Origin of the sequence: Pseudoalteromonas sp. Ps84H-4, assembly GCF_024124645.1 — a bacterium.
Lineage (GTDB): Bacteria > Pseudomonadota > Gammaproteobacteria > Enterobacterales > Alteromonadaceae > Pseudoalteromonas > Pseudoalteromonas lipolytica_C.
This window is the reverse complement of record NZ_JAMXSK010000021.1, coordinates 1-23,492: the sequence shown is the minus strand read 5'-3', so window position 1 is coordinate 23,492 and position 23,492 is coordinate 1. Positions and strand designations below refer to the sequence as shown.

The window sequence follows — 23,492 nt, the reverse complement described above, 5'->3', positions numbered from 1 at the left end:
GGTTCAACTTCACTTTATCACTGCAACAAACAGAGTCAACGCAGCAACCTTGTCCGAGATCAATAATTACCACGATTCAGAAAATATAGCGTTTAAACTAGAAACTTTCCTAAAGCTTAGTGCTGTTAAAATCACGGCATATCAACGCGTATTTAATTTATATAAGAATAATTCCTAGACATAACTCATTGAATTGAGGATATAATAAAAATCTATGGAGGGGTTATGCGAATTGGAATCATTGAAGATCATCAACTGGTTAGAGATAGCTTTAAAAAACTATTAGAGCTACAAAGCGGGTGGCAAGTTATCATAGAAGCCTGCTCAGTCACTGAGGCAAAACTTGCTGTTAACTTAGAGCAACCGAATGTATTTATTGTAGATATTTCAATGCATGACAGTGAAAACGGGCTCGCATTTCTAGCTTATTTAAACACTCACTTTCCCGACATAAAAACCATTGTTGCTTCTATGTATGACTACGAGCCTTACGTTAGCAACGCCTTAAAGCTCGGCGCTCAAGGTTATGTTTCTAAACGCTCAGCATCTGAAGCTTTAATTGATGCGGTCAATTCAGTTATTAAAGGAGGGCGCTATATCAGTGAAGATGTGAAGTTTAATACCACTTCCCCTGCAAGCAAACTTTCTTTTTTAACGCCAAGAGAGAAAGAGGCACTTCCCTTATTTGCCAAAGGGCTAAATGCTAAACAAGTAGCGCAACAACTCGATATGATGCCCAAAACAGCCCACGTACATAAAACGAATATATACAACAAACTTGAAGTCACTAATTCATTTGAATTATTAAAAATTGCTATAGAGTCCGGGATGATCACACTTGATGAACTGGCATAAGCTCGTTTCAACAAAGTATTCTTCACATAGCTTTATAACTGAAGTATTTAACCAGTTATTGGTGTTTGCGCTTTACTTTTTAGCCTTATATTTATCCTCTTGGGTGAGCAATCATTTAGAAACCGTTGCCCAAAGTAGCGCCATTTACCTTCCTGCAGGAGTGAAGCTTGCATTTTTTGTTATTTTGCCTGTGCGCTTTTGGCCAATGCTTTGGATTGCTTTTCGAGTTTATGCGTCGTATTTAAGTGTCTATTACAATGGCGAATGGAGCTTTGATTTATTTCACGGTTTCTTCCAAGAGTTAACTTATATGGCTATTGTCTACAGCTTTAAGAAAAGCCGCTGGCCGCCAAAAGTTACCTCTAATTCAGGTTCTTTGTCGCTAATTCTACTTGCTGTTATTTCAGCTTCTTTAAAATGGTTTTTATTTTCGAGCGCCTTTGAATTCACAACCTGGTTAGAAGGTAAGCAAGTATTACAATATCAACTCAATATGACTTTAGGTGACTTGACGGGGACATTATTAGTCACTCCGGCATTATTGTTACTAAGCCAAAGTTATAGCCGAATGCTTTCTCGTCATCATGCGGTTATTTTATTAAGCTTATTAGCACTAGCATTTCTTTATATAGTAAGTTACCTAAACCACTCGGATCTTTACCCCTTACTACGCCTTTGTTCACTTCTACCTGTAATCTGGTTCTCTTATAAATTTGGTATTAAAGGAGCGATAGCAAGTGCTGTGGTAAGTAATGCTCTGATCGCTGCACAAGCTGGCATCACCCAAGATGCGACCAATACTTACATTAGCCAATTATTTATCCTCGCTAACTCAGTAACTGGCTTACTAATAGGAACCGCCACTAACGAATTAAAGATCAAAAATAATCAGCTACAAGCCAGCAACGAAAAACTCACTGCGCTTCTTGAGAAAAATAAACAACTTGCTAAACGTATGGTGACTGTGCAAGAAAATGAGCGAAAGTACTTGTCTCAAGAACTTCATGACGAATTAGGCCAAAATCTAACAGCACTTAAAACTGACCTGACGGTACTGTCGATAGCGCAACAAAATAATGAAAATGCCCTCGTAGAAGGCCTAAAAGAAAATGCAAAAGCAATGTATGACTCTGTCTATCAAATTATGCATCACTTAAGACCTAGAGAGCTTGATGAGCTTGGGCTAGAGCAAGCTCTTAAAGAAGGACGCTTTAACTCTCTGCTAAGTAAAGCATCGATCAAATACGTAGCTGAAATAAACTTAAGTTCAGCAATATCAGATGAACACCAAACAGCTATTTACAGAATTTGCCAAGAAGCGGTTACAAACTGCGTCAAACACAGCACAGCCACTGAACTAAGGCTTAGCTTAAACACTCACGAACAGTATATACGCCTTACTATTACGGATAATGGAAAAACCAAGACCACACAGCAAGAGTCTGGTGGCTACGGGTTATCATTCATTGAAGAGCGAGTTATCGCTCTTGGCGGCACATACACTGTTACTGAAGTAGATGGATTTAAAATTGAAGTGTACTTTGATATTTGAATACTTACACTTACCTTAAATAAACCTGCTTGGTGAGATACTTTTTCTTATTATTCGCAAGCTGTATTTCAGCTTGATTACCAATAAGCTGTAACAACAAACCATGCGCTATTTCCTTTTCACCCAACTTCGATTTAACAACAACTTCTTTACCAATTGCACCTTGCAACCTCGGTTTAGGAAAGCTCGCTTTAGTTACAGGTTTAAGCCCCTCATTTTCAACAAACAAATTTAGACAATGCTGCTTAGCGGCACTGATCCATTCATCATGGGACTTAACAATATCAACGTTATTTAAAAAATGGATCAACGCGCTATTTCGACTACTAAATTCACTCGAAACATCAGACATATTTTTTACTTGCGCCCACTTACGAATAACAACGTACTTGCCTTGCTTGAGCCTTGCTAAACTCGTCGATGCACCCGTCATCCGGCTATACCATTCAATTCTGTAACAAGAAGAGCCCAAGCTGTGAAGGAGTATAGTCGTATTGCCAAACTCCCTAGTACTTCCCTCAATAACACTCATTTTCAATCCTTTAAGCATAAGTAAATTTTATACAAAGGATATAAAGAACAAGCCGTTATAGTAATGAGAGACTTTCTTAGTATGGCTAAGAAAAATTCCTAGTTTACTAAGAGTGAGAAACGACTTAAGAGCAGGTAATTATGATTCAGTTTTAATGTGAACACAGTGGATTTTATTTGAGAAAGTAAAAAGCCTTACCCTGCGCTCATATACAAAAGCCTATGGCACTTACCACAGGCTTGCAGAAGATTAATATTTAAATTGATTAACCAAGCTTCTTAATTGCTCTCCTAATCGAGCGAGACTTTGACTCACTTCCATACTTTCTTCAGATGCTTCCATTGTTTGCTGAGAAATTTGCACAATAGAATTGATGTTTCTATTGATATCTTCCATGGTTGTGGTTTGCTCTTCAGCAGCTGTCGCAATTTGCGTATTCATATCGTTAATCGTATCCATTGACGAAAAAACAACATCAAGCGACTGACCAGCTTCTTGTGAACTTGCTACTGAGGAGTTACCAAATTCTTTGCTTTGTTTCATTGCGTCTACTGCTCCTTGAGAGCCTTTTTGTAAACGCTCAATCATCGCGTTTATTTCTGCTGTGCTTTGCTGTGTTCGCGCTGCAAGCGAGCGAACCTCATCTGCTACAACGGCAAATCCCCGGCCTTGCTCTCCTGCTCGAGCAGCCTCAATTGCCGCATTTAGCGCAAGTAAATTTGTTTGCTCCGCAATGCCGCCTATTACATCGAGTACCTTACTAATTTCAACCACATCAGTGGCTAACGCCCCAATTACTTGAGAAGACTTCTCTACTTCACTGGCTAGCTGTTGAACAGAAGAAATAGATTGCTGTACCACACTTTTAGCCGCTTTCGTTTCATTACTTGCTTCATCGGTTGACTGCGCCGCATTTGCTGCACTACGCGCAACTTCTTGCGCAGTCACTGTAATTTCATTCATTGCCGTAGCAACTGAATCAGTCTCTGTACCTTGTTGTAATATAGCCTCTTTTGAACGGACACTTATATCTCTTTGCCTATCTGTTGAATCAACAATTTCGTTGGTAGCAGTCGAAATTTCTTGTACCAGAACTTGCACCTTATAAACAAACTGATTAAATGCTCTAGCTAACTGCCCGAGTTCATCTTGCGATGATGCGTCAACTCGCTGAGTTAAATCTCCTTCCCCTTCAGCGATACTCTCCATGCTATTTAATAAAGTGTCTATTGGTGCTAATACCGTTTTATAAGAAACGATCAAGACAAGAGCACCGATGACAATAGCAATGGCTGTTAAAGACAGAATGCCAAAAAAAGCTTGATTAAGAACTTCTGCCGCTTTTTCATCTGCGTTGTCTGAAAAAGCATCAGCCTCTTCGGCTATCTCTTCAAAATAAGCATCGGCATTATCAACATCAACTTCTAATTCTTCTGTTAATTGATCGGCAAGCGCTTCTGCTGATAACTGATCTCGATAAGAATCAAATAAGGCATCTTCATTATTTGCGCTAGTTACCCAATTATTAAATGAAGCGATCAGTACTTTTGCATCTTCCTTATCTTCGTCTGACTCAGCTAAATTAGTAAGCACAGTAAAATATTCATCAGCTTGTTTAGCTAGGGCTTCAAATTCTTTTTGAATATTAGGAAGGTTAGCTGGGTCTTCCTCAGCTAAATACTCACCCGAGGTATCCTGCATTTCAATAACCAAACGCTGTAACTTTAAAGCGGCTTCAACAACTGGGTAGTCACTTTCAAATAAAGAACCAAGCACATCATTCACGGCACTCGCAGAGCCGCCTCGAGCGACAAGCGCATCGCCTTCATCTTCTGCTTTTTGCATTTCTTCTTCATTTTCAACTGCAAATTCATCGAGCATACTGATCAGCTTTGCACCTGAACTATCAAACTCATCGAGTAATTTCTCAGAGATGATTTCTTTTTCAAGTTCAATTAGCTTCTGTTCAGACATTTTTAGCGCATGAGATAAAAACTCATCTTGCTCGGTAGACGCTTTTTTTATTAACGCTACTTGCTCAGGTTTACTAATTAAAGTGAGTAGCTCTTGCTCTGTGTCATCAAATAGCTTTGCTAGCTCTTTAATTTCAGCGGTTCGGGCTTTTAATTCGGGGATTTCTTCACTTGCTAAGATCTCGTTAGCGACTTTTGCGGACTCCCACAAATTTGCAATCAAATCATCCGTAGTTTCCATCACTGGCACAACTTCATCACTGAGTTGATTAAGCTGATTTTCAAGCTGATTAACGTAATACAAAGAGAGTATTCCTGATAACACGATCAGCATACACATCAATGATAACCCTGCGCTTAGCCTACCTTTTATGGTTCCTAGCATGGACTGAATCATAATCTTAACCCCTATATTAAGACCTTACAGGTAAATACATATTTCTATCGTTCGCGCCGTAATAGCGACATATTACTCAGTCAATAATCTTCAGACAGAACCAACACTTCACAGGTGGGCATTAGGTAGTTTTTTACAGACTTAAACACTGTTGCAGCATGCACCTACAGTAATAAGAACTGTGCAGCCACTAATAAATTGCCATCATATTAAGAATAAAATACTAAATTAAGTTGTGAGATTAAGCTTAGTACAAAATCGAAAATATGTAACAAAGCATTAACTTAATTCAGTGGGTGATAGATTATGCTGTTTTTAAACGCAATAGTGAGTTAGAAATCAGAGTTTGCTCTACTTAAATAGTCATATTTCTCATAAAGAATACTGAATACAAAAGGATTTTTGCCAGTATGTTTGTGTTTGCCAGCTCGACTATCGTAGCCGTATGTAAGGCAGAATAGGCCTTTAAGCCTATTCTTAACATTAATAACGCTCTTTTGAATACTCAAGCAAGTTTAAGAGAGCTCTACTCAACCTAGCCGTAGACTGATTTTGGCTTCGTTCATTCGAGAAGTTTTATATTATTTACTCGATTTTTATACTCATAACTTTGAGTCTTTGTGCTATCAGTCTAACTTATCGGCTAAACTTACAGGTAACTCAAAGTCAGTAAACTGTTGTTTAGCAATGTTAAAGTGTCGTTTTGCTTGCTGCTTATTCCCTATTTCTAGATAGGTACTGATCATGTGAGTTGCATACTGTGGATGTTTAAAATACTCGGCAATCTTTTCCATTAACTGTAGTTCAAGTGCTTTATCTTGAGCCGTTTGTGCCAACTTATATCCATATAATCCATATAGTGCTAAATACATGGTGTCGTAGCGAGCGGGGTTTTTACTCATCGCGATATCTAATTGCGACACCCCCATGCTACGCGCCATTGCGATTAACTCCATGGTCGCTTCATCTTTAAACGCTTCACGAGCAACGGGGGTGATACCGATGGTAATTAAAAGCGCTTCCGCCGCTTTCGCCACTGAGGTTGGGTTTTGCGCGGTGATCAAATTGCCGTCACGCGATACAAAAGGCAGCATAGGGCTATTTGCAATAAAGTGAGCACCACGCGCTTCAAGCTCGGTTTGAACGATCATTGGGTACTTATCTATGTTCTCTTTTTTAAAAGCGTGATCTTCTAAATATGTAAAGCTATTTACGTATTTATCAGCAACAAAATACCGACCATCATCCAGTTGTATATTTACGAGCGCAGCTGGACCATGGCATACAGCGGCAATCGGCGTATTAGTCTTAGCGAACTTGGTGATCCAGCGTTGAGTATTTACATCGAAAGGCAAGTCAAATACAGCGCCATCCCCACCAACAATAAACAGCGCATCGTAGTCATTGTCACTTGCACGCTCTGCAGATAAGGTATTAGCTAACTTATCAAGTCCTGACGTTTTGGTTTTGAACTCGCTAACATGAGTAAGCTTATCCTTATTATTTTTGACCAAAACTGCACCGCCCTTAGGTGAAACAATGTCTATTTCGACATTATTGCGGTGAAAAATAAGATAACTTTGCACCAACTCCTCTAGGTCGTAAGATAAAGCAGGGTCACTATGTCCGTGGCCAGAAATTAACATCGCTATTTTTTTACTTGGCTTTTGCACCTCAACTGATGTGGCTGCTTTTGACTGAGAAGGTAACAACACACTCGTAAGCATGATGATGCTGCAAGTTATGATTATCAGAACGTTTTTCATAATATATCTCCTAGTTGATGAGATAAATTTTACGTTCTGGTGTGTCGCGCTTTTGTGAAGAAAGTTGATTTATTTTTACTATTTAAGATTGATAACTACCGAAAAACGTTGCTGCTCAGTGTCTATTTCAACATTCATAGTCCATCCGCATGCCGTGCAAATACGCTCAATCAAACTTAAACCTTGGCCAATACCTGTACTATTAGCGGCTTTACTGCCACTTGATGTAAGGTTTAGCGGTAAGGGGTGTGCAAAGTAATTGGTCATTCGAATACTTGATTTGCTAATGCGCAGTTGAACATCTTTTTCACTTGCATGAGCAACGACATTCGACAGCAAATTGTTCACTAAGATTTCAAGCAAATTACGGTTGGCAATAATCACCTCGTCATTAGGCATATCAATTTCAAGCTCAAGCGATAGACCCTTTTGCGAATGGTTCAATGCAAAATGATTCAGTACACAGTCTTCGATAAGCCGGTTGAGTGACACTGATTGCGCGATAGAAGATTCATTTCGTGCAAGCGCTAACAACACATCTGTTGTTTGGGTTAGCTTTTGGGTTGCACTGCGCATTTGTTTTACAGCCTGCTCAGAAAAGTATATTTCATCGCTTTGCTGCTCTGCTAGTGTGGCACTATCAGAGCCTAAACTAAGGGCATTTTGCAACACACTGATTGGTGTCCTAATTTCATGACTTATATCTTTAGTAAAGTCGCGCTCTCTGGCGAGTGCATCATTAAGTTGCTTAAAGCTATGTTCAATCGCATCAGCCAACTGGCCAACTTCATTATTTGGCATATGCTTAATAGACTGCTGAAACGCTGCTTCACCTCCTTTTTCTAATTTTTTCACTGTGTACGCTAACAATTCGAGCGGCTTTGCTATTTTCCGTCCCATTCGCCAGCCTAACAAGGCAACCAAACAACAAGCAATAACACTAAACCCAACCAACCACACAAGCATGCCTTTAAAATAATCTCGGCTTACTTCAAACCTTGCTACATCAGCAAGCAGCACATACTCATTGTCACCTAAATAAAATCGTGTCAGGTGGTAAGTTTTTCCATCAGCAAGACGATACTCAACACGATTTGGCTCACTCTTCACTATTTCTCTTATCTCTGTGGGTACTTGCTGCCAACCTTTAAACAATTGATATATTTGTTTATCTGATACATCGACTTTTCCAGTCATGTGATAATTGTGCTTAATGCTACTGGCCTGCTGCGCGACAAGACGATTGAAGATATTATCTTCAATCACCCAGGAGTAACCTAGTACGAAGATGCTGTAAAGGAGTGTTAATGTCAGCGTGATCGCAAACACCAGTTTAGTAATTGCATTAGAAATATGAGTGTTTGCTTTGTGCTTCATTGCATTTCTTTTGGTCATTTAGCGATAAGTCTGAAGCCAATACCATGGACCGTCTTTATTATCGGGGTATCAAATGGCTTATCTATGGCGTTTCTTAAGGTATACATATGGCTTCTAACCGCATCCGTTTCTGGTGCATCTGAACCCCACACTTTTTCAACGATATGGCGTTTACTCACCGCATTAGGATAGGCTTCAGCAATAAGACATAATATTTCAAAGTCTTTACTTGATAGTTTGATTTCCTGCCCCTGACGTTCAACCTCTTTGGTACTAATATTTATTTTTAACTCACCTATTTCCATCACTTTTGTTTGATGAAGCTTATTGCGACGGGTAAGAGCGAGGCAATGTAAAAAAACCTCTTCAAGAACATAAGGCTTTGTTAAGTAGTCATCAGCTCCCGACCCGAACCCTTCAATTTTATGCTCTATACTGTCTCGAGCAGTTAACATCAAAATAGGCACTAGAGTATCGCAGGTTTGCTTAATTTCTTTGCAAACCTGTATACCATCCATATCTGGCAACATTAAATCTAGCACAATCACATCATAATTATGTTCTGCTGCAAGCCTAATCGCATGCTTTCCTGTTGCGGCATAATCAACCAAAAAACCTTTTTGCTCTAAAAAGTCACAAAGCTGAATAGCGATATCATGTGTATCTTCTACGACTAATACTGAACTAGTGCGATGTGTCATCGTGTTACTCAACTTCTTGTTCGCATTGTTGAAGCTCTCCGCTTAGTAGCAAGCCGATTAATCTAAGTGCTTTATCTTGTTGGTTAGCATTAGTAAATGCATAGGCATTATCTGCTTGCACATGTTTGCAGGCATTTAAATTGTAGTCGCTTAAACTGTAATGTGGTGTAACACCACGACGTGCCAATTCGCCATTAGGTCTAACTAGCATTCTTGTTGTTACATATGCACGTAACTCTGAGTTAGGTAAGTTAAACAGATTCCCTTGAGCAGACTGATTAGCATACCCGCCGGTTGTCTCACCTACCAAAGTTGCAAATCCATTGTCTTTTAAAGTGGTGGCTAGCACTATTGATGCTGAATAAGTCACAGGCCCAATTAATAAAAAGGTGTCGCCATCAAAGCGCTGCGCTTTATTTATTGGTGATTCCCAATCATCCCAATCAGTTACCACAATATCACCAACTTCTCCTTTGTTGTTGAACCAGCCTCTATTCTCTTCATTTAACTTTTCTTTAAGCTTTGAAATTAACCTAAAAGGTTTGTCAGCTAAATACCGTGATAAATAAGTAACAGTATCTGTATTGCCCCCGGGATTATCGCGAATATCGATAATCAGTTGCTTCACGTTTTGCTGTTTAATCTTACTAAATGTTTGATCAATAAAGCGCTCAAACTCACGTGGCTCGATATCGAAATGGCCTAAATAAATAAACCCAACATCATTAGACAACTGCTTGTAATAATGTGCTTTATCTGAGTAACTGGCAACAAATCCTTGTGCTTTTTCATCTACTTTAGGCCACTTTTTTTGAGATTCAAAGTGAAAGGCTTTAATCCCCTCAGGGGTGGAAACTTGAACCTCAAAGTTATCTAACCAACCGTAGCGCGCCCATAAAGCGATTCCAAACCTCATCGCCACAGCGTGCTCACGCAATAAAGCGGTTTCGCCACCAGCATAGAGCGCCAGCTGTGATAAAAGAAGGTCTGCATTTACACCATTAATTGAGATTATTTCTGACAGGATAGGAATACGCTGTTCACCTAAGCTATACGCGTGTTTAAGCTGCAGCTTGCCTTTCTCATTAACACTTACAGCAAGTGGAAACGTATTATGCCCTGCTTCACGCAGCTTATTTAATTCTTGATAAGGCCATATGAGAAATGAATGTCCATCTTGAAAATAGGACGTTAAGCTACCGACCACTCGATAAAACTCCACGCGATTAAGTGGCTTGTTTAGGCTTGCTTTAAGCTGTTCAGCTTTGGCTCTTAGCACAGCTAGGTTTGCATATTCCTCTATGTCAGGATGGCGCTTGATCACCCCCTCTAACAAAGCATCTATATCAGCCTTCATTTGTGCGACCGAAAGCTCTTGCAACAGCAACCGCTCACCTGAGAGCTCAGGGAAAATATCTAAATGACTTTGTTTACAGCCACTAAGAAAAATTAATGTCAAAATAAATAATATTAACGTCTTCATGAAATAACCTGCTTTATAGATATACAGTGAATTTATCAAATTTAGTGTGAAGACTTTGTCGTAGTATTTAAGCGGATTGTTCAGCAGAAGATTTTATTTAGGAAGACTCTGGCAAGTGCAGCTCTTAGCACTGATATGACAGTCCTTCGAGCTCAACTGTAAGGCTAATGTGTCATTGCTCCATCGCTTTGGAATGAGTTTAAGCCTGGTATATATGACTAACTAGTTAAAAACAGTATGTTTTTTGAGATTTAATAGCGTCTTAAAACTAGCCTATTTCATCAATAAGAATTACCCCTTTTTCAAGAGCTAGTTTAGTAATTTGAATTTGCGAAGTTAAGTTCAGTTTACTCATAATGCTTGCACGATGAACATGAGCCGTTTTAGGCATTATATCAATCAGTTGTGAAACTTGTTTCGCATTAAAGCCCTGTGCAAGTAGCTTAAAAACTTCTAATTCTCTTGGCGTTAATTTGTTTAATACACTGTCAGTTTTTTGAGGTTTTAAGAAATGCGTGTTAATTGAAGGGCTTAAAAATAGTTGGTTTTTAAAGATAGAATGTATTGCTGTTATTAACTCTTCAGCTGCATCTCGTTTCGATAGATAAGCATCAACACCTATGTCTAACGCTCTTTGAATGTAAGATTTTTCCTCGTACATACTCAAAATTATACGCCTAGCACCTGGTAGCTTCTCGCCTATTAACTCAGCTACTTCTAACCCATTTCTATCTGGTAGCGAAATATCAATAACGCAGCAATCTATATCAATATCACCTAAGTTTTGTAGACACTCATTGTAGCTACTTGCTTCAAAGCTAACTTGCCAATCAGGATCTTCCTCTTCGATGAGAGCCCTAAAACCCTCTCTTACCATTTGATGATCGTCAATAAGTGCAAATTTCATAACAACTCCATGTATTGATTAATCCCCATTATAACGCGGTAAAAACGCACTCAGGTAAGAAAAATTCTTATAAGCCTAAGAAAAGTGGAAATAATTTTATTGTTTATCTCCTTGTAAGCTTACCCAAAATGACAAGGAAATAGCCATGAAGAAGATCGCAGGGGAAACAAGCCACTTTCACAACATCACCGTATTACTACATTGCATTGGTGAGTCAAATTATCGTATTGAGTGGACAAGTAAAATGACAAAAGGGTCTACTAACCTAGTCAAAACAGGTAAAAATAAATATGTAGTCATGCGTAAATGGCCAGAATCAAAAGCCTTAGCTAATGTTACGGCTAACTTTACTTCACGAAATGCCGCGTTTGTTCATTTCATTAAAAATGTAGACATAATCAAAAGCAACGATGAGACCATCAATAAAGCAAAACAGCAATGTTTAGATTATTTTACTCAGTGCGAGCATATCAAGCCGGTAACCAAAACAGCTTTCCCGAAACCACGCTTGCAAGGAGCTTTAGGTCGTGAAGTAATTGTAAAGCATAAGCGTAATATGTCAGATATTGCAAAAGGGCATTTATTACAACTTATTGGAAATAAAGCTGAAATTCAAGTTACACAACGTTATACTTTGTGTAACCCTAGCGCCAAACAACAGTTTGATACGACGCAAGTTTACATATTATAAAAAGGTTATGCTTACTCATGGATAGAGTTTTCAACAAAAGTTACTTTGTTCCGCTAGCCCTCAATTTGAAGAGCACACAGCGCAGTGACATAGTAAAGTTTGTACTGTTTTCGTGCTTAATAGTTTTAATAGCACCAGTTATCGAAAACAGCCTATATTTGCTTTCTTTTAACTATGTAGTGTACGAGGACTTTGTTAGTTGGTACTTTCCGGTTGGCTTCAGAGTAGTTTGTTATCTGTTTTTTCCTTTACGTTATTGGCCTGCATTAGCTGTAGGTTTTACATTAGGACAAATCAGTTATGTTTGGTATTTTTATGATGTTCCTCTTGATGATATCCCCTATAGACTTGTTAGCTCTGCATGCCGAGAGTTTTTGATTCTTACTCCTCTTCTGCTGGCAAAGCTTTTCAAAGTTCGATTAGATATTCAAACTGTTAAAAGTGCTGTTACAGTATTATTTATTGCAATTTCATATCGCTTTATACGATCAATGCTCATTATCTTACCGAGTGATAGCCAAAATAAGTACCGGCTTATTGCTGATGAAGATCGTTTTGAAATGATGTTAGCCCATCAACTTGGCGGTATCATAACGACACTTATCATGTTGCTTTTCGCGTTTCATGCTAAAACAATTTACCAGCAATTAAATAAACTCATAACTAAAGAGGTTAGTACGCTTTTAGTGCAGCTGTGTTTTTGCCTCACTGTTTTCATTGGGGTTTACCTGTTTGAACCTAAATCACTCTACCTCTTGCGAATGCTCGCTATATTTCCGTTGATATGGTTTAGCTATCGATACGGGGCCTTAGGGGCTCTGAGCTATGCAAGTGTAACTGTTATATCCTTACTCATTAACGTCTATGGTGTGAATGAAACCGAGTTACTCCTGACTACGCAACTTTACATAATAAGTTACAGCGTTCTGGCTCTTTTGCTCAGTGCATTTGTTACTGAATTAAATAAGTCTAAATCCGCATTATTAGAGCAAAATAAAGAATTAATTGAACTTAGTACGTTAACTCAAAACTTAGCAACTAAAGTTGTTAATGTTCAAGAATCTGAGCGAAGCCAGCTTTCACAAGAATTACATGATGATATAGGTCAAAACCTGACAGCTTTAAAAACAAATATTGCAATATTAGAAAAGAAAACAGCCAACCATAACGAGTTAGCATCGACAATTACAAGACTCCAAAACGTTTCAAGCCATATGTATGACTCGGTATACAGGTTAATGCACTGGCTGAGACCTCGTCTATTAGACGAATTAGGTTTAGAAGCAGCATTAAAAAGCGAGTTATTCTCTGAGCACCTAAATGAAGCTGGAATAGCTTATCAATGCAAAATAAGTGGACCGATAGATAGCTTAAATGATGATTTTAAAATCGCCATCTTTCGCATTTGCCAAGAGGCATCAACCAATGCTGTTAAACACTCTCTAGCCACTGAGTTTTCAATCGATATTACTTACCAAGAAAATGAACTTGAGATAATTATTTGTGATAACGGCATAGGCCTGCCTGAACATAAAAACTCAAATTCTAAAGGCGGGTTTGGTGTATTAGGGATCGTCGAGCGTGTCTCAGTACTCAAAGGTAAAACTCAGTTTAAAAATGGTGAATGTGGTGGTTTAACAATAATGATAAATTTCACTATTTAGCATAATGGTTAGGCCACAATAGCAATCAGCTCTAAAAAGCAAAAAGCCCGTAGATTCACTACGGGCTTTAATATGATTTGGTGAGTCAGCCAATAAGCCGCTGTTTTGTATGCGCGGAGTGGATTTTCTTTTAGAAAACAAAAAGCCCACAGTTTTCACTGTGGGCTTTCTTTAATTTGGTGAGTCAACCAGTAAGCCGCTGTTTTATATGCGCGGAGTGGATTTTATTAATTTTGTGTCCATGTAGATAGCAAAAAGCCCCGCATTGCTGCGAGGCTTTTTATGTAATTTGGTGAGTCAGCCAGTAAGCCGCTGTTTTATATGCGCGGAGTGGATTTTCTCCGCCTAAAAAGCAAAAAGCCCGTAGCATTCACTACGGGCTTTAATATGATTTGGTGAGTCAGCCAGTAAGCCGCTGTTTTGTATGAGCGGAGTGGTTTTTCTCCGCCCTAAAAAGCAAAAAGCCCGTAGCATTCACTACGGGCTTTAATATGATTTGGTGAGTCAGCCAATAAGCCGGGTTCTGTCGTGGATAATCATTCGTCTAGGCCATAAATCGCTCTATGGCTCAAGCAACCTACCCGGTTCCAACGTGGGCCACGCCATAAGGAACCCTATTTGGTCTTGCTCCGGGTGGAGTTTACCTTGCAACCAACTGTTACCAGTGGCCCGGTGCGCTCTTACCGCACCCTTTCACCCTTACCAACCGAAGTTGGCGGTCTCCTCTCTGCTGCACTTGTCGTAGGCTCGCGCCCCCCAGCCGTTAGCTGGCACCCTGCCCTGTGGAGCCCGGACTTTCCTCCCCCTGCGCATTTTCGTTGCAGGCAGCGATTATCTCGGCTGACTCGGCGCGCAGTATACCTGAGCGCGCACGTCTATGCAGTAAAGAATTAGTCTTTTTCGTCAATAATTGCTTTATAAAGTGCGTTTTTCTTCAAACCAAAATACTCAGCCACAACACCACAGGCTTTTTTCAGTGGCATTTCGGCTTCGAGTAAACCGAGCATGCGGCGTGCATCTTCTGGAATGTCGTCACTTTGCTTTGCTTTACCCGGTAACATCAATACGATTTCACCGCGCTGCTTAGTTGGATCATCCGTTAAAAACTGTTTTAACTCGGCAACCGTGCCATTGAAAAAAGTTTCGAAGGTTTTGGTAAGCTCTTTAGCAAATACCACTGGCTGCTCTGCACCGAGCGCTGCTTCTAAATCATCAAGGCTCGCCATAATGCGGTGGGTACTTTCATACATGATGCTAGTAATACCTGAGTTAACCGCTTCGATAAAAAAGGTCTGCCTTGCTTTACTCTTTGCAGGTGTAAAACCAATAAACTGAAAACGATCTGTCGGTAAACCAGAACAACATACAGCGGTAATTGCAGCACACGCTCCCGGCACTGGCGTAACATGCGCGCCTTGTTCACGGCATAAATTGACCACCGCATAACCAGGGTCGCTAATCAGTGGCGTGCCGGCATCAGATACCAGCGCAATGTTCATTCCTTGCTCTAGCCAGTCGACAATTTGTTGCGCTTTTTGTTTCTCGTTGTGGTCATGTAAAGCAAAGGTTTTTGCTTTGATATTAAAGTGGCTTAACAACTTTCCTGTGTGACGAGTATCTTCAGCGGCTATTAAGTCAACCTCAGATAGGGTTTGGATGGCACGCTGGCTGATGTCATCAAAGTTACCAATAGGCGTGGCAACAATGTAAAGAGTGCCGATTTTATCTGAATTGTCCTCATTTAACATTGAGGTCTCCTGCGTCAGTCAGTAATATAAGCAAATCGCGTTAACGTATTGGGAAATCATTGTGCGACTTAAACTTGTTAGTCTATTAATTGTATTGTCGGGGTTATCGGCTTGTAGCACAACCGAAAAACAACTAAATACTTCAGAAAATCAGTCAGGCCAAGCTGAGCTTGGACTATCACAACTAACCGACGCACAATCAATGTATCAAACGGCACTGCTCCGCCAAGGTGCCGATAAAATCCAACTTCTTTATACTGCTCGCGATGCTGCAATTAACGAAGAGCGCTGGGAACTGTTAGAAAAGATCTGCCTTGAACTTGAAAGCACGCCAAGTGTCGATCAAATTCAAAACAAACTTTATATCGCCCTTGCCCTAGAGCAACAAGGTAAGAGCGACTTAGCGCTAGCACAACTACAACAGCTTGAGCCTCAGTTAACGCAGCCTGAGCATCAAGCATGGCACAAATATTTAACAGCACGGGTATATGCTTCTCAAGGTATGCCTAAACTAGCTATGCCATTTTACTTTGCAGCATCAATATTAAGCAGTGAAAACAATTTTACTGTCGCTAATTTAAATAAAGATTTGTGGCAAAGCCTTACTCAGCTTTCATCCTATGCTCTTGAGCGCTTTAACCGAGGTTCTGTTGTACAACAAGGTTGGGTTAACTTAGCGCTTTATCATCAAGTTTATTTAGGTGCACCGGTAGAACTTCATCAAGCAATGAATAACTGGTTACGCCGTTACCCTGGCCACCCTGCGGCAGAAGTTTTGCCAAAAAAGGTCACAGAGCTTGTGCAAATCGAACCATTAGAAGTAAATCGTTTAGTGGTACTTATTCCGCAATCGGGTGCCAATGAACGTTTGGGCGACGCATTAAAAGCAGGCGTGCTTGCGGCACTTGATAACAGAGCAATAACAGAAACCCTATTTATTGATGAATCATTACCGGCAGAAGAGATAGCACTTAAGTTAAGCGAGTTTAAAGCTGACTTTGTTATTGGCCCATTGCTTAAAAGTAATATTGAAAAATTGAATACGGCACAAACGCTGGTTGATTACCCGGTGATGCACTTAAACAGCTTTGATGGCGAACGGATCTCACAGCAGCACTTTTTCTTTGCTCTTAACCCTGAACATGAAGTTCAACAAGCTTTAGAACGCTTTTTAACTGCGGGCTACCAAAAGCCCATGTTACTTGCACCTAATAATAATAATGGTCAGCGCTTGGTTGAATACTTTAACACTCAATGGCAGCGTTACAGCGAAGTAAAACCGCAAATTGGCTTTTACTCTGATAAAGCAGATATGCCTAAAACAATTACCGGTTTGCTTGAGGTAGACCAAAGTAAAGAGCGCATTAATGTTGTTAAATCATTATTTAAGCAAGAAGTTGAAAGTGAAACCCGTTCTCGTAGCGATATAGATGTAATTTATATTTTAGGTGATGCCACCGAAACACGTTTAATTAAACCCTATTTAGACGTTAACGTAAGTACTTTTGCTGACCGCATTCCGCTTTACGCCAGCTCAAAAAGTCACAGTAAACAAATTGATAGAACCGATAAAGGCGATTTAGATGGCCTTTATTTTACTGAGCTTCCTTGGATGCTCGAAGGTCAAATTCAACAACATAACTTGCGCCAACAATATGATAGCTTGTGGCCTGAACATGCTGACATCAACCAACGCCTTTTTGCTATGGCGTTCGATGCAACCAGTATGCTGGGTGAAGTAAAACAACTTAGTATGGTACAAGGCAAACGCTTTACAGGAATCAGCGGTGACCTTAGCATTGCCAGTAATGGCTATGTAACCCGCAGCCTAGACTGGGCTCAATACAAAAATAAGCAAATAATCGCTGTTGATTTACCAACAGAACAACCTATTCCTTTATTTATGCAATCAGTATCGAGGTATAACTCAGCTGATTAAATTAACGCATGCTCAAGGATGAAGCTATGTCGTGGTTTAAGCAATTGTGGCAAAATAGCCGCGAAAAAGGCCTGTATTATGAAAAACAGGCCGAACAGTATTTAATACAGCATGGATTAGTTGCTATTGAGCGTAACTATCTGTGTAAGTATGGTGAGCTTGATCTCATTATGCGTGATGGACAAACTTTAGTGTTTGTTGAAGTGAAGTTTAGAAAAAACACCCTTCGAGGGGGTGCTAACGTTGCACTCAGCAAACAAAAGCAGCAACGATTAAGGCGAACAATTGCCCATTATCTTGCAGAGAAAAAAATATCAAACCAGGCTATGCGATTAGATTATCTGGCCATTACCGGCGAGACTAACAGTGCAATTAACTGGTTTAAAAATGTTTACTAACGCTTATGGCGTCAGCTTAATTGGTAGGTTATGCAAGAAACAATAAAAAAGATCTTTACCGAAAATATTCAAGTTCAAATTGCCGCAGGTGAAGTACTGCCAAGCGCCCTCGAATCAGCCGCATTTACCATTGCGCAAAGTCTAATTAATGGTAATAAATTGCTTTGTTGCGGCACGCCAAGCTGCCACATGCTGGCTCAACATATGGCTGGGCTATTAATTAACTTTTATGAAACTGAGCGTCCATGCCTACCAGCTGTTGCGCTCGCGCAAGAGCAGGTTAATTTAGGCTCGACAAACCAAACAGATGAGCACGAAACCTTTGCAAGGCAAATTCGTGCGTTTGCCCAGCAAGGTGACCTGCTTTTAGCTATCGCGATTAATGGCAATGAAAAACACATTATTTCTGCGGTTGAGGCGGCACTTACTCGCGATATGAAAGTCATAGTATTAGTCGGTGATGACGGCGGTGAATTAGTTGGATTATTGGGCCCCAATGATGTTGAAATTCGCGTGCCATCAAAGCGCCCTAGTCGTATTGTTGAATCACATTTAGTGAACTTACACTGTTTAAGTGAGCTTATTGATTTAACCTTATTCCCACAGGAAGAAAATTAATGTTAAAACAGTCTCTACTTGTAATTAGTACCGTATTATTACTACAAGGGTGTGCTGCAGCAGTTGTTGCAGGCACTGCAGGCGCAGTCACAGCAGCAAATGATCGTCGTACAATTGGCTCACAAATTGACGATAACAACATCGAAATTAAAAGTTCAATCGCTATCAGTGAAATTGAACGTTTACACAAATTTGCTAACGTGAACGTTATTAGCGTTAACGGTATTGTATTAATGATTGGTCAAGTGCCTAACCAAGAAATGAAAGAGCAAGCACAACGTGCAATTGAAGGCGTTGATGGTATTCGTAAAATTCATAACCAAATTCGCATCAGCTCTAATATTGGCATGAGCACACAAACACACGATTCATGGTTAACCTCAAAAGTGAAAACCCAATTACTCACCACTGAGAATATCAGCAGTAACAACATTAAAGTCATAACAGAGAATGGAGAGGTTTTCTTAATGGGCTTAGTGAGTGATACAGAAGCCAACTTGGCGGTTGATGTGGCACGAAACGTATCAGGTGTTGAGCGTGTAATTAAAGTGTTTGAATATCTATAATACGAACTGTAAGTTGATAATAAAAAACCCGCTTTATAAGCGGGTTTTTCGATTTTAATAAGGCTATTTGATCACTCGTAAGTGAGCACCTTTTTTCTTCTCTGGTTTAGTTGGTGGTTCATCATCTGGCGTTACATCGTCAGGCGTGTCTACACTTTCTAATACCGGAGCAAAATCGTCTTCGTCCTCGATGAATTCTTCTGCAGTAAATACAGTCCCTTCACCATTCTCACGTGCATAAATTGCGAGCACAGCACCCATAGGTACATACACTTGCATAGGTTGACCACCAAACCGAGCATTAAAGCTCAGTTGCTGGTTATCCATAGCAAATTGCGTGACCGCTGATGGGCTGATGTTTAAAACGATCTGGCCGTCTTGAACAAACTGTGTTGGTACTTGTACAGCAGGAAAATCAGCATTCACCACTAAGTGAGGTGTACATTGATTATCAACAATCCAATCAAAGAAAGCGCGTAGTAAATAAGGACGATTAGGCGTCATTATAAACGGATCTCACGCTCTGCTTCAGTTAATGAAGCTTGGAATGATTCACGCTCAAATAAACGCAACATGTATTCTTTAAGCTCTTTAGCACCAGCACCATTAAGTTCAATGCCAAGCTCAGGTAAACGCCATAATAACGGCGCTAAGTAACAATCAACTAAGCTGAACTCTTCGCTCATAAAGTAAGGAGCTTCAGAGAAGATAGGTGCGATTGCAAGTAACGCTTCAGTAAGCTCTTTGCGTGCTTGTGCTGCTTCGCTGCTACCGCTAGTGATCTTATTCGCTAGACTATACCAATCCGTATCAATACGGTGCATCATCAGACGACTACGGCCACGCATAACCGGATATACTGGCATTAGTGGAGGATGAGGAAAACGTTCATCAAGGTATTCCATGATGATGTTTGCCTGATATAAACCAAGCTCACGATCGATCAGTGTTGGTACTGTACCGTAAGGGTTAATTTCATGAAGTGCCTCTGGCAGGTTATCCTTTTCAGCCAGGTGAATGTCAACACTTACACCTTTTTCAGCAAGTACAATACGTACTTGGTGGCTATACATACAGTTAGCACCAGAAAACAGGGTCATTACAGGGCGCTTATTGGCAGCTACGGCCATGCCTACCTCCATTATATTACAAAAACAGCAATAGGGGCTTAAGCCCCTATCACAAAATTACCTTTCAAAACGTCCAGAATTAGTGAACATCTCTCCAGTATTCTTTCTTCAGCATGAATGCCAAGATAAATAGAATCACTAAGAAACCAATTACCTTAAGACCTAACGCTTCTGACTCTAAACGTGACGGCTCGCCAACGTAAGCTAAGAAGTTAGTTAAATCACGAGCAGCTTGGTCATACTCGTCAACACTCATTTCACCTGAACCATCTGTTTCAGTGCCAACAACTTTAGTCACAGTGTGACCGTGTTCTTCCACTTCTTCAGTGATTGGTGTTGGTAAGCCTTGTAGTTCTTGAAGAACGTGCGGCATACCTACCGATGGGAAAACAACGTTGTTTACGCCAAACGGACGAGATTCATCTTTGTAGAATGACTTCAGGTAAGTGTAGATCCAGTCAGTACCACGAACTCGCGCTACAAGCGTAAGATCTGGTGGCGCTGCGCCAAACCATTTAGCTGCGTCATCTTTATCAATCGCGTTTTTGATGTGGCTACCTACTTTTGAGCCATCAAAAATCAGTTGCTCTTGACCAATCTCAGTAGGAATACCGATGTCGCGGAACGTACGCTCATAACGTTGATACTGCATTTGGTGACAACCAAGACAGTAGTTCATGAACAATTTAGCACCGCGCTGTAAAGACGCATTGTCTTTAAGGTCAATGTTGGCATCCATTAAAGGAACCGAAGGACCCGCTGCCATTGTCAACGATGGCAACAATGCGAATAAACCGATAATTAGCTTTTTCATCATTTCGTCAACCTCGTTGGTAATGGCTTAGTTTTCTCATTCTTACTGTAAACAAATAACAATACGAAGAACATGAAGTATGTCACAGTCGTGATTTGTGATAACAGCGTTTTGAAATCAGTTTGTGGAGTTGCACCAACCCAACCTAAGATAACGAACGTTACCACGAATTGAGCAATGTTTAACTTGTGTAAGCCACAACGATAACGAATAGAACGAACCGAACCACGGTCAATCCAAGGTAGTAACGCAAGCACTACGATAGATGCACCCATCGCGATAACACCGATTAGTTTATCTGGGATAGCGCGCAGAATCGCATAGAATGGCGTGAAGTACCAAACAGGGAAAATGTGCTCAGGTGTTTTCAGAGGGTTAGCTGCTTCGAAGTTTGGCGCTTCTAAGAAGAAACCATTCATCGCAGGCATAAAGAATACAACCCAACAGAATAAGATTAAGAAACCAACCACACCCACAATATCTTTCACTGTGTAGTAAGGGTGGAACGGGATTGCATCAACAATGTCTTTCTTGTTGGTGTAATACTCGTGGAATTTAAATTTAGGCTTGTCTTCTTCAGCTACAGTGCCTTTCTTACGTTTGATTTCAACACCGTCTGGGTTGTTTGAACCCACTTCGTGTAGTGCAACAATGTGTAAGAATACTAAGATAACGATAACTAAAGGTAGTGCAATTACGTGTAGTGCAAAGAAGCGGTTAAGCGTTGCACCTGAAATTACGTAGTCACCACGGATCCAAAGCGTTAAGTCATCACCAATTACCGGAATCGCACCGAATAGTGAAATGATTACCTGTGCACCCCAGAAAGACATTTGTCCCCAAGGCAATAAGTAACCCATGAAAGCTTCAGCCATAAGCGCTAAGAAGATGAACATACCGAATAACCACAGAAGTTCACGTGGTTTTTGGTAAGAACCGTAGATCATGCCACGGAACATGTGCAGATATACAACGATAAAGAACGCTGATGCACCTGTTGAGTGAAGGTAACGTAGTAACCAACCGTATTCAACATCACGCATGATGTATTCTACCGATGCGAAAGCACCTTCAGCAGACGGTACGAAGTTCATTGTTAACCAGATACCAGTTACGATTTGATTAACAAGTACTAACATGGCTAGAGAGCCAAAGAAGTACCAGAAGTTAAAGTTTTTTGGTGCTGGATACTGTGCAATGTGCATGTTCCAAACACGTGTCATTGGAATACGATCGTCGATCCAACCAATAATTTTACCAAACATTACGCCACTCCTTTTTCTTCACCGACTAAAATAGTCGTGTCATCAAGGAAGGTATACGGAGGGATTTCTAGATTTAATGGTGCAGGTACAGATTGGAATACACGACCCGCCATATCAAATTTAGAACCGTGACACGGACAGAAGAAACCGTCGTCTGTGCCCTCTACTTTTTCACCAAAGCCACCTTGTAGGAAGCTAGGAGAACAACCTAAGTGCGTACAAATACCAACAGCAACGAAGATCTCAGGACGTTGAGAACGGTATTCGTTTGTTGATGATTCAGGTTGTTGAGGCTCTTCAGATGCAGGATCACGAAGTTGACCTTCATGTTCTTTCATCTGTTCAAGCATTCTTGGTGTACGATTAATAACCCAAACAGGTTTTCCTCGCCACTCAACACGTATTAATTGTCCTGGCTCAAGCTTGCTGATATCTACTTCTACAGGCGCACCCGCAGATTTAGCTCGCTCACTTGGATTCCAAGACGCAATAAAAGGAACAGCAGCCCCAGCCGCACCAACACCACCAACAACAGAGGTAGCTATGGTTAAAAAGCGACGTCGGCCATTGTCTACAGGCGCATTGCTCATCCACTTATCTCCACTATGATTCCCAACACTTGCCATATTGAGAACATCAGTTACAGCAGGTTAATTTTTAGAAATTTTAAAATAGACGCGATCATAATTAAAAGCCTTGATTAAAACAAGGTTATTCACAGTCCCATGCTCGAATAAACCCATTTTAATAGTTGATTAATTAGGGCCAGCTCGAGCATGAAGCCGCTGGTTATGATAACGCATATAAAAAAACAATATACTGACCAAGATCAACCTCACTAAGAGGAAACAGAATTCTGTATTAGCTGTTGTTGAACTCACTCACATTACTTGCCCCCCAATTGTAGCAAAAAAATTCATCAATTAACTGATGGATTTAAGCTAATTTCGCTAAATCGTGAAGTTTTTTTACTGTAATACGCTGTAATTACTATCAGCGGTTAAATATCGAACGAAAAAAGGTAGGGTTTTTACTATCAGCTATCAGCTATCAGCTATCAGCTATCAGCTATCAGCTATCAGCTATCAGCTATCAGCTATCAGCTATCAGCTATCA

21 protein-coding genes and 1 other RNA gene are annotated in these 23,492 nt (G+C 40.3%); 8 read left to right on the top strand and 14 right to left on the bottom strand.

Features of this window, described 5'->3' with window-relative positions; genetic code table 11:
• Window positions 1-225: 225 nt before the first annotated feature.
• Together NH454_RS17005 and NH454_RS17000 are read left to right on the top strand one after the other, a co-directional pair.
• Window positions 226-855 (top strand): response regulator transcription factor, encoded by a 630-nt coding sequence (locus NH454_RS17005; RefSeq protein ID WP_135923462.1) that lies wholly within the window; start codon window positions 226-228, stop codon window positions 853-855.
• Window positions 842-2,407, top strand: a complete 1,566-nt coding sequence (locus NH454_RS17000) for an MASE1 domain-containing protein (RefSeq protein WP_253039731.1) — start codon at window positions 842-844, stop codon at window positions 2,405-2,407. The genes NH454_RS17005 and NH454_RS17000 overlap by 14 nt, the downstream gene beginning before the upstream one ends.
• Before the next feature lie 10 nt (window positions 2,408-2,417).
• Here the strand turns inward: NH454_RS17000 and NH454_RS16995 are convergent, their stop codons facing one another.
• The 7 genes from NH454_RS16995 to NH454_RS16965 form a co-directional block, all read right to left on the bottom strand.
• Entirely contained in the window at window positions 2,418-2,939 is a 522-nt protein-coding gene (locus NH454_RS16995) for a hypothetical protein (RefSeq protein WP_253039730.1), read from the bottom strand.
• Between the two features lie 249 nt (window positions 2,940-3,188).
• Entirely contained in the window at window positions 3,189-5,309 is a 2,121-nt protein-coding gene (locus NH454_RS16990) for a methyl-accepting chemotaxis protein (protein ID WP_253039729.1), read from the bottom strand.
• 626 nt (window positions 5,310-5,935) lie between these two features.
• Complete coding sequence (locus NH454_RS16985) at window positions 5,936-7,075, bottom strand: type 1 glutamine amidotransferase domain-containing protein (RefSeq protein WP_253039728.1); 1,140 nt, start codon at window positions 7,073-7,075, stop codon at window positions 5,936-5,938.
• Between the two features lie 78 nt (window positions 7,076-7,153).
• Window positions 7,154-8,452, bottom strand: a complete 1,299-nt coding sequence (locus tag NH454_RS16980; RefSeq protein ID WP_253039726.1) for a histidine kinase dimerization/phospho-acceptor domain-containing protein — start codon at window positions 8,450-8,452, stop codon at window positions 7,154-7,156.
• A gap of 14 nt (window positions 8,453-8,466) precedes the next feature.
• Entirely contained in the window at window positions 8,467-9,153 is a 687-nt protein-coding gene (locus tag NH454_RS16975; protein ID WP_253039725.1) for a response regulator transcription factor, read from the bottom strand.
• 4 nt (window positions 9,154-9,157) lie between these two features.
• Window positions 9,158-10,636, bottom strand: coding sequence for a S41 family peptidase (locus NH454_RS16970; protein ID WP_253039724.1), 1,479 nt, complete (start codon window positions 10,634-10,636; stop codon window positions 9,158-9,160).
• Window positions 10,637-10,904: 268 nt separating this feature from the next.
• Window positions 10,905-11,543, bottom strand: coding sequence for a response regulator transcription factor (locus tag NH454_RS16965; protein WP_135923457.1), 639 nt, complete (start codon window positions 11,541-11,543; stop codon window positions 10,905-10,907).
• A gap of 145 nt (window positions 11,544-11,688) precedes the next feature.
• Between NH454_RS16965 and NH454_RS16960 the strand changes: the two genes are divergently transcribed.
• The gene (locus tag NH454_RS16960) at window positions 11,689-12,234 is read left to right on the top strand and encodes a hypothetical protein (RefSeq protein WP_253039723.1); all 546 of its coding nucleotides are present in this window, start codon (window positions 11,689-11,691) and stop codon (window positions 12,232-12,234) included.
• Window positions 12,235-12,251: 17 nt separating this feature from the next.
• Window positions 12,252-13,898, top strand: a complete 1,647-nt coding sequence (locus NH454_RS16955; RefSeq protein WP_253039722.1) for an MASE1 domain-containing protein — start codon at window positions 12,252-12,254, stop codon at window positions 13,896-13,898.
• 496 nt (window positions 13,899-14,394) lie between these two features.
• Here NH454_RS16955 and rnpB read toward each other — a convergent pair.
• Both rnpB and rsmI read right to left on the bottom strand, forming a co-directional pair.
• Window positions 14,395-14,746, bottom strand: an RNA gene (rnpB, locus tag NH454_RS16950) — RNase P RNA component class A.
• A gap of 42 nt (window positions 14,747-14,788) precedes the next feature.
• Window positions 14,789-15,646: a 16S rRNA (cytidine(1402)-2'-O)-methyltransferase gene (gene rsmI, locus NH454_RS16945; protein WP_135923454.1), complete on the bottom strand. Its 858-nt coding sequence runs from the start codon at window positions 15,644-15,646 to the stop codon at window positions 14,789-14,791.
• A gap of 61 nt (window positions 15,647-15,707) precedes the next feature.
• Here rsmI and NH454_RS16940 point away from each other — a divergent pair, with 61 nt between their 5' ends.
• The 4 genes from NH454_RS16940 to dolP are packed head-to-tail and all read left to right on the top strand — an operon-like array spanning window position 15,708 to window position 19,167.
• Entirely contained in the window at window positions 15,708-17,585 is a 1,878-nt protein-coding gene (locus NH454_RS16940; RefSeq protein ID WP_253039721.1) for a penicillin-binding protein activator, read from the top strand.
• Between the two features lie 26 nt (window positions 17,586-17,611).
• Window positions 17,612-17,983, top strand: coding sequence for a YraN family protein (locus NH454_RS16935; protein WP_135923452.1), 372 nt, complete (start codon window positions 17,612-17,614; stop codon window positions 17,981-17,983).
• A gap of 30 nt (window positions 17,984-18,013) precedes the next feature.
• Window positions 18,014-18,601 (top strand): SIS domain-containing protein, encoded by a 588-nt coding sequence (locus NH454_RS16930; RefSeq protein ID WP_135923451.1) that lies wholly within the window; start codon window positions 18,014-18,016, stop codon window positions 18,599-18,601.
• Window positions 18,601-19,167: a division/outer membrane stress-associated lipid-binding lipoprotein gene (gene dolP / locus NH454_RS16925; protein ID WP_135923450.1), complete on the top strand. Its 567-nt coding sequence runs from the start codon at window positions 18,601-18,603 to the stop codon at window positions 19,165-19,167. The genes NH454_RS16930 and dolP overlap by 1 nt, the downstream gene beginning before the upstream one ends.
• 63 nt (window positions 19,168-19,230) lie before the next feature.
• Here the strand turns inward: dolP and NH454_RS16920 are convergent, their stop codons facing one another.
• From NH454_RS16920 to petA, 5 genes are all read right to left on the bottom strand, one after another.
• On the bottom strand, window positions 19,231-19,671 hold the full coding sequence (locus NH454_RS16920) for a ClpXP protease specificity-enhancing factor (protein WP_135923449.1): 441 nt from the start codon (window positions 19,669-19,671) through the stop codon (window positions 19,231-19,233).
• Window positions 19,671-20,297 (bottom strand): stringent starvation protein SspA, encoded by a 627-nt coding sequence (gene sspA / locus NH454_RS16915; RefSeq protein ID WP_054554181.1) that lies wholly within the window; start codon window positions 20,295-20,297, stop codon window positions 19,671-19,673. The genes NH454_RS16920 and sspA overlap by 1 nt, the downstream gene beginning before the upstream one ends.
• Window positions 20,298-20,376: 79 nt before the next feature.
• A complete protein-coding gene (locus NH454_RS16910; protein ID WP_135923448.1) occupies window positions 20,377-21,114 on the bottom strand; it encodes a cytochrome c1 in 738 nt (245 codons plus the stop codon).
• Window positions 21,111-22,376, bottom strand: coding sequence for a cytochrome b N-terminal domain-containing protein (locus NH454_RS16905; protein ID WP_135923447.1), 1,266 nt, complete (start codon window positions 22,374-22,376; stop codon window positions 21,111-21,113). The genes NH454_RS16910 and NH454_RS16905 overlap by 4 nt, the downstream gene beginning before the upstream one ends.
• Window positions 22,376-22,966 carry a ubiquinol-cytochrome c reductase iron-sulfur subunit gene (gene petA / locus NH454_RS16900; RefSeq protein WP_054554178.1) on the bottom strand — a complete coding sequence of 197 codons (591 nt, stop codon included), beginning with the start codon at window positions 22,964-22,966 and terminating at the stop codon, window positions 22,376-22,378. The genes NH454_RS16905 and petA overlap by 1 nt, the downstream gene beginning before the upstream one ends.
• Window positions 22,967-23,492 lie beyond the last annotated feature (526 nt).